A 6415-nucleotide genomic window follows, 5' to 3' on the forward strand; every position below is an offset into this window, starting at 1 on the left:
TCGGACCCGCAGGCGGCGCGCGCGTCGAAGGGCAGCAGCGCGAATCCGTGCCGCCCGGCCCAGTCCAGCTGCGCCGCCGTCACTGGCGAGACCGATCCCGACACCGCCGCGATCCGCGCCACGCGCCCGGCCGAGGCGGGCGGGGGCGGCGCGGGCAGGGCGCCCGTCTGCTGCCAGTGGCGCACCAGCGCGTATTCGACCCCCTGGCTGCCCGCGACGAACCCCATCCGCGCGCGGTTCCGCCAGATCAGCGCGCCCGCCGCGGCCTCGGATGCAGGGTCCATGCTGTCGATGGAGAGGATGCGCGCGCCGTGGGTCAGCGCCTCCTCCAGCCGGGCCTGGGGGTCCGTGGCCAGCGCCTCCAGGTCGATCAGCGTGCCGGGCAGGTCGGTCTGCGCCGACAGATGGGCCAGCAGATCGGATTCGGCCATGGGCGTCGCGGGGTGATGCGCCATGACCGGGTGCCGGTCCAGCCGGAACACCCCCTGCGGGCTGCCCGCGAAGAGATGCCCGAAGGCCTGATAGCGGCGCATTGCGGGGGCGGCGGTCAGCAGGGGCACGGCTTGGGACGGGCGCACCGACAGCCCCGCCGCAATAGCCGCGCCGATCGAGCCCAGATGCGGGGCCGAATCGAAGGTCGAGCAGATCTTGTAATGCAGGATGGCGGGCCGCAGCGCCTCCAGCGCGGCAAACAGCTGCGGCAGGTGTTCTGCCATCCAGTCCGGTCCCTGCGCGCGGGCGGTCGTGGCCAGCCCCACCGCCGCGCAATCCGCGAACCGCGCCATCATCGCCGCTGTGGGCGGTTCGGTGAACAGGACCGATGGCAGGCCCGCGAAACTCAGCACCTCCATCACCGCGGCCGCGCCGGTGAAGTCGTCGCCCAGCCAGGCCAGCCGCAGATCGGTCATTCGCATCCCCTCTTGACGCACCGGAATAACTATCACCTCATCATACCAGTTAGGCAAGTGATTCCCGAAGGCCGGAGGAGACCGAGATGACCAAGGTGGCGCTGCTGGGGGCGGGCGGTAAGATGGGGGTGCGTCTGGCGACGAACCTGGCCCGGACCGATTTCGAGGTGGCCCATGTCGAGGTCAGCCCCGCCGGACAGGCCCGGCTGAAGGCCGAGACGGGGCTGGACTGCGTCCCGCAGGAGGCGGCGCTGGCGAGCGCCGAAGTGGTGATCCTGGCGGTGCCGGACACGGTGATCGGCAAGGTCGCGGGCGCGGTCGTGCCGCAGCTGGCGCCGGGCACGATGGTCGTGGTGCTGGACGCGGCCGCGCCCTTTGCAGGCCATCTGCCCGAGCGGGCCGACATCACCTATTTCGTGACCCATCCCTGCCACCCGCCGATCTGGAACGACGAGGACACGCCCGAAGGCCGGGCCGACCATTTCGGCGGCGTCGCCGCCAAGCAGGGCGTGGTCAACGCGCTGATGCAGGGCCCGCGCGAACATTACGCCCTGGGCGACAGCATCGCCCGCGCGATCTATGCTCCCGTCGCCCGCACCTATGAGGTGACCGTCAGGCAGATGGCCATGCTGGAGCCGGGCCTGTCCGAGACGGTCTGCGCCTCGCTGCTGGCGGTGATGCGCGAGGCGCTGGACGAATGCGTGGCGCGCAGCGGCGTGAGCCACGAATGCGCCCGCGACTTTCTGCTGGGCCACATGAACATCCTGGGCGCGGTGCTGTTCAACGAACGCGAGGGCGCGTTCTCGGACGCCTGCAACAAGGCCATCGAGTTCGGCAAGCCGATGCTGATGCGCGACGACTGGAAGCGCGTCTTCGACTGGGACGAGGTCGAGGCCAGCATCCACCGCATCACCTGACATCGCGCGGCGGACGGGGGAGCGTCCGCCGCGATCACCAACACAAGGGAGGAGACCTGAGATGACCAAGATGATGACCGCCGCGTCGATGCTGGCCATGCTGCTGGGCGCGGGACCGGCGCTGGCCCAGGCCCGCGTGATGAACCTGGCCTTCACCCCGCCCGCCGACAGCCATTACGGCGACGCGGCCCGCGCCTTTGCCGAGACCATCGCGGAACGCTCGGGCGGCGCCTTCGAGATCGCGCTGCGCCCGGCGGGCGCCCTGGGCGGCGAACGCGACGTGATCGAGGGGATGCAGATCGGCACGGTCGAGCTGGCGATCTCCTCGACCGGACCCATCGGCAATTTCGTCCCCGAGGTCTATGCGCTGGATTTCCCGTTCCTGTTCGACGACTACGCCAGCGCCCACGCGGTCCTGGACGGAGAGATCGGACAGGAGCTGCTGGCCAGCTTTCAGCCGCACGGCATCGTGGGCCTGGCCTGGGCCGAGAACGGGTTCCGCCACATCACCAACTCGGTCCGTCCGATCCGCGAGCCGGCCGACCTGGCCGGGCTGAAGCTGCGCACGATGGAGAACGAGGTCCATATCGCGGCCTTCCGCGCCGCCGGGGCCGCCCCCACGCCGATGAGCTGGACCGAGGTGCTGACCTCTCTGCAGCAGGGCACCATCGACGGGCAGGAGAACCCCATCCCCATCGTCACAGCCAACAACATGTGGGAGATCCAGGACAACATCACCCTGACGGGCCATGTCTATTCGGCCGCCGTGGTGGCCATGTCCGCCATCCACTGGGACGGCCTGACCGAGGAGCAGCAGGGCTGGTTCGTGGAGGCCGCGCAGGCCGCCGCCGCCGCATCGCGCCAGACCGTCGCCGCGAACGAGGAATCGGGCATCGCCCTGATGCGCGAGAACGGCATGGAGGTGATCGACGGCATCGACAAGGCCGCCTTCGCCGCCGCGGTCCAGCCCGCCTATGACGAGTTCGCCGACCGCTATGCGCCCGAGTTGATCGCGCGCATCCGCGCGGCGCAGGACTAGGGCGTCCGGCGGGGCCGCCTGTGGCCCCGCCCCATATCGGGGTCATCACCATGAGACATGTCGAAGCCTGGGCCGAGGGCGTCGTCCGGCTGGCCCACAACCTGGCCGCGCTGCTGCTGGCGGTGGCGACGGGGCTGGTCTTCTTCCAGGTCGTCACGCGCTTCGGCCTGGGCCATGCCGCCGGCTGGTCCGAGATCCTGGCCCGCGGGCTGATCATCTGGTCCACGCTGCTGGTCGCGGCGGCGGGCTTCCGCCTTGGGGCGATGATCCCCATCGACTTTCTCCGCGGGCTGCTGCCCGGCCCTGCGCAGATCTGGGTGATCCGGCTGGTCACGCTGCTGACGCTGGCCTTTCTGGCGGTGCTGGTCTGGCAGGGCTGGTCCATGACGCTGCGGGTGCAGGCGCAGCGGGTCGCGATGCTGGGCACCTCGATGAGCTGGTTCTATGCGGCGATCCCCCTGGGCGCGCTGATGGCCATTCCGGGCGTGCTGCTGCGCCATGTCGAACAGGAAAGGGAACGTCCGTGAACGCCGCTCTTGCCGCAGGCCTGGTGGGCCTTTTCGCGCTGTCCGTGCCGGTGGCGGTGTCCATCGCGCTGGCCTCGATCATCGCGATCCACTTCTTCTCGAACCTGCCGCTGCTGGTCGTGCCGCAGAAGATGTTCACCGGGCTGGACAGCTTTCCGCTGATGGCGGTGCCGTTCTTCATCCTGGCGGGCGCGATCATGACCCAGGGGGGTATTTCGGCCCGGCTGGTCGATCTGGTGAAATCCATGGTCGGCAACATCCAGGGCGGTCTGGCCAGCAGTTGCGTGCTGACCTGCATGCTGTTCGCGGCCATCTCGGGGTCGTCGGTGGCCACGACCTTCGCGGTCGGCTCGATCCTGATCCCGGCGATGCTGCGCCACGGCTATCCGGTGGGCATGGCCGGCGCGATCCAGGCGTCATCCGCCGAACTTGGCGTGATCATCCCGCCCTCGGTGCCGCTGATCCTCTATGCGGTCTCGACCGAGACCTCGATCACGCGGCTGTTCCTGGCGGGCATGGTGCCAGGGCTGATGATCGCCGCCGCGCTGGTCGTGATGGTCCAGATCTGGTGCCGCGTGAAGGGCCACGGCAAGCGGGACGGCGAGGGCCGCCAGGCCATCCTGCCCGCCGCGCGCCGCGCCTTCGGGGCGCTGATGATGCCGATCATCATCGTGGGCGGCATCTATGGCGGCGTCTTCACCCCGACCGAGGCCGCCGCCGTGTCGGTCATCTATGCGCTGATCCTGTCGATCTTCGTCTATCGCGAACTGTCCTGGTCCGACCTGCCGGGCATCTTCCGCGCGGCGGCGGTGTCGTCGGGGGCGGTCATGCTGATCATCTCGGCGGCGGCGCTGTTCAGCTTCCTGATCAGCCTGTCGGGCCTGCCGGGCGCCGTCGGTACCTGGAGCCAAGAGAATTTTGGCAGCGCGCTGACCTTCCTTTTGGGCGTCAACCTGCTCCTGCTGGTCGTGGGCATGTTCATCGAGACCAGCGCCGCGATCCTGGTGCTGGCCCCGATCCTGACGCCGGTGGCGATCAGCTTCGGCATCGACCCGGTGCATTTCGGCATCGTCATCGTGGTGAACCTGGCGCTGGGCATGATCACGCCGCCCTTGGGGGTGAACCTCTTTGCGGCGGCCGCCGTGGCGAAGGTTCCGGTGCAGGCGCTGTTCCGGTCGCTGGTCTGGCCCATCGCCACGGTTCTAGTGATGCTGGCGGCGATCACCTATGTTCCCGCCATCTCCCTGGGGCTGGGCTGGTGGATGATGCCATGATCAAGGTCGGACTGATCGGCTGCGGCTTCTTCGCGGTGAACCAGGTGCAGGGCTGGGCCGATGCGGAAGGAGCCTGCGTCACCGCGATCTGCGACCGCGACCCGGACCGGCTGGCCACGATGGGCGCGCGCTTCGGCATCGCGCAGCGCTTTGACGACGCGGCGCGGATGATGCGCGAGGCGGATCTGGACGTGGTCGACATCGCCACGACCGTCCCCTCGCACCGCCCGCTGGTGATGGCGGCGGCCGAGGCCGGGCTGCACGCCATCTGCCAGAAGCCCTTTGCCGAGACGCTGGAGGATGCCCGCGCCATGGTCGAGGCGATGGACCGCGCGGGCCGCATCCTGATGGTGCATGAGAACTTCCGCTGGCAGTCGCCCGTCCGCGCCGCGCTGGCCGCGCTGCGCGGAGGGGCGGTGGGGCGGCCCTTCTTCGGGCGGGTCAGCTTCCGGTCGGGCTATGACGTGTTCTCGGGACAGCCCTATCTGGCGACCGATCCGCGCTTCATCATCCAGGATCTGGGCATCCATATCCTGGACATCGCCCGCGCCCTCTTCGGAGAGGTGGATCGCCTGTCGGCCAGCACCATGCGCATCAACCCCGCGATCCGCGGAGAGGACGTGGCGACGATCCTGATGGATCACGTGGGCGGGGTCACCTCGGTCGTGGACTGCTCCTATGCGACGCGGCGGGACGAGACCTTCCCCCAGACCCTGATCGAGATCGACGGCACAGAGGGCACGCTGCGGCTGGAGGCCGGGTACCGGCTGGTCATCGACCGCGGCGGCGACCGGCAGGTGCGCGACGTCGCGCCCCCGCTGCTGCCCTGGGCCGAACGGCCCTGGCACAACATCCAGGAAAGCGTCGCGCTGATCCAGCAGGACTTCACCGCCTGCCTGCGCGAGGGCAGGGTGCCCGAGACCTCGGGGCGCGACAACCTCGCCACGCTGGCTTTGGTCGAAGCCGCCTATGCCTCGGCCCGCGACAGCAGCCGGGTCCGGCCGTGACGCGGACGCTCTCCTGCGGGCCCGCGCGGCTGGTGCTGGAGGGTGACCGGCTGCGCCACCTGCACCTGGACGAGGTCGAGGCTATCCGCGGCCTGTCCTTCCTGGTCCGCGACCGCGACTGGGGCACCGTCGCGCCCCACATCGACGATCTGCGCCTGTCCGACAGGCCGGACGGGTCGCGCATCGCCTGGACGGCTCACTATGACATGGGCACAGGGGCGGTCCGCGCGGCGCTGACGGTCGACCTGACGCCCGACGGGCTGACCGCGCGGGCGGTGATCGGGGCCGAGGGTCAGGTCTGGACGAACCGCACCGGCTTCACGCTGCTGCATCCGATCTCCGGTGTCGCGGGGGCGCCGGTCACGGTCGATCACGCGGACGGCCCGCCCGAGCAGGCGCGCTTTCCGACGCTGATCGCGCCGTGGCAGCCCTTCATGGACATCACCGGCCTGACCCATCAGGCGGGCGGCTGGCGCGTCCATTGCCGCTTCGACGGCGACATCTTCGAGATGGAGGATCAGCGCCAATGGGGCGATGCCTCCTTCAAGACCTACAACCGCCCCTTGGCGCAGCCCTGGCCCTACCGTCTGGAGGGTAAGACCACCCAGACCGTCACCATCCGCTGGTCCCCGGCCGCGCCCATGGCCCCGGTCCCCGGCCCCGAGGCCCGCGTGGCCGACCCGCGCTTTCCACAGACGGCGCTGGCCCTGACCGGGGCGGATGCGGCGCATCTGGCCCGCGCG

Annotated in this window: 6 protein-coding genes and 1 pseudogene; 6 read left to right on the forward strand and 1 reads right to left on the reverse strand. The window is 69.9% G+C overall.

Annotated features, from left to right (window positions below):
• On the reverse strand, positions 1–908 hold a 908-nt coding region (locus TW83_RS14925; RefSeq protein WP_045983568.1), incomplete at its 3' end, for a four-carbon acid sugar kinase family protein.
• Between the two features lie 86 nt (positions 909–994).
• Between TW83_RS14925 and TW83_RS14930 the strand changes: the two genes are divergently transcribed.
• The 6 genes and pseudogenes from TW83_RS14930 to TW83_RS14955 all read left to right on the forward strand — a co-directional run.
• Positions 995–1825, forward strand: coding sequence for a phosphogluconate dehydrogenase C-terminal domain-containing protein (locus TW83_RS14930; RefSeq protein WP_045983569.1), 831 nt, complete (start codon positions 995–997; stop codon positions 1823–1825).
• A gap of 61 nt (positions 1826–1886) precedes the next feature.
• Positions 1887–2864, forward strand: a complete 978-nt coding sequence (locus TW83_RS14935; RefSeq protein WP_071209490.1) for a TRAP transporter substrate-binding protein — start codon at positions 1887–1889, stop codon at positions 2862–2864.
• A 50-nt stretch (positions 2865–2914) separates the two neighbouring features.
• The gene (locus tag TW83_RS14940; protein ID WP_045983574.1) at positions 2915–3391 is read left to right on the forward strand and encodes a TRAP transporter small permease subunit; all 477 of its coding nucleotides are present in this window, start codon (positions 2915–2917) and stop codon (positions 3389–3391) included.
• Positions 3388–4665 carry a TRAP transporter large permease gene (locus tag TW83_RS14945; RefSeq protein WP_045983570.1) on the forward strand — a complete coding sequence of 426 codons (1278 nt, stop codon included), beginning with the start codon at positions 3388–3390 and terminating at the stop codon, positions 4663–4665. The genes TW83_RS14940 and TW83_RS14945 overlap by 4 nt, the downstream gene beginning before the upstream one ends.
• Positions 4662–5672 (forward strand): Gfo/Idh/MocA family oxidoreductase, encoded by a 1011-nt coding sequence (locus tag TW83_RS14950; RefSeq protein WP_045983571.1) that lies wholly within the window; start codon positions 4662–4664, stop codon positions 5670–5672. The genes TW83_RS14945 and TW83_RS14950 overlap by 4 nt, the downstream gene beginning before the upstream one ends.
• Positions 5669–6415 (forward strand): annotated as a pseudogene (locus tag TW83_RS14955) (hypothetical protein); the annotation flags it as partial. The gene TW83_RS14950 and the pseudogene TW83_RS14955, both read left to right, overlap by 4 nt.

The organism is Paracoccus sp. S4493, assembly GCF_000967735.1.
Lineage (GTDB): Bacteria > Pseudomonadota > Alphaproteobacteria > Rhodobacterales > Rhodobacteraceae > Paracoccus > Paracoccus marcusii.

Bases quoted from the DNA above. Each gene is read 5' to 3' on its own strand.
- TW83_RS14930 (WP_045983569.1), top strand. From the start codon at position 995: ATGACCAAGGTGGCGCTGCTGGGGGCGGGCGGTAAGATGGGGGTGCGT.
- TW83_RS14935 (WP_071209490.1), top strand. From the start codon at position 1,887: ATGACCAAGATGATGACCGCCGCGTCGATGCTGGCCATGCTGCTGGGC.
- TW83_RS14940 (WP_045983574.1), top strand. From the start codon at position 2,915: ATGAGACATGTCGAAGCCTGGGCCGAGGGCGTCGTCCGGCTGGCCCAC.
- TW83_RS14950 (WP_045983571.1), top strand. From the start codon at position 4,662: ATGATCAAGGTCGGACTGATCGGCTGCGGCTTCTTCGCGGTGAACCAG.